This window comes from Streptomyces beijiangensis (assembly GCF_017315755.1).
GTDB lineage: Bacteria > Actinomycetota > Actinomycetes > Streptomycetales > Streptomycetaceae > Streptomyces > Streptomyces beijiangensis.
In genome coordinates this window covers 1-434 of record NZ_JAFLRJ010001478.1, presented here as the reverse complement: position 1 = coordinate 434, position 434 = coordinate 1, and the positions used below count along the sequence as shown (strand labels likewise).

General features: G+C 72.8%; 1 protein-coding gene. It reads right to left on the bottom strand.

Translation table 11 applies throughout. The features are described 5' to 3' along the window. A partial coding sequence (locus J0695_RS42335) for a recombinase zinc ribbon domain-containing protein (RefSeq protein WP_206970103.1) occupies nt 1-434 on the bottom strand: 434 nt, incomplete at both ends.

The window sequence follows — 434 nt, the reverse complement described above, 5'->3', positions numbered from 1 at the left end:
TCGTGGGCTCGGACCGGGTCGGCGTCGCGCATCCGCTCCAGCCGGCGCTCCAGCTCCGTGCGCACCAGCGCCGGGTCGGCGAGCAGGGCGACCACGTGCTCCCAGACCAGTTGGTCCAGCTCGTCGGCGCGCAGCGGGCGGCTGGGGCAGACGCGTCGGCCTTGGGGCAGTTCCCAGCCGTTGGTGCCCGAGCAGCGGTAGTAGTGGTACTTCTTCGGGCCGGGTCCCTGCGAGGTCCGGGTGTAGGCGTACCCGCACAGGTCGCACACCAGCAGTCCCTGCAGGAGCGCGGGCTCCTTGGTGTGGCGTGGGGAGAACTTCGCGTTCTCCGCCAGCCGCCGCTCCACCAGGGCGAAGACCTCCTCGCTGACCAGCGCGGGGACCGGGATCTCGATCCACTCCTGCCGTGGCCGGGCGGTCACCCCGGCCTGCGC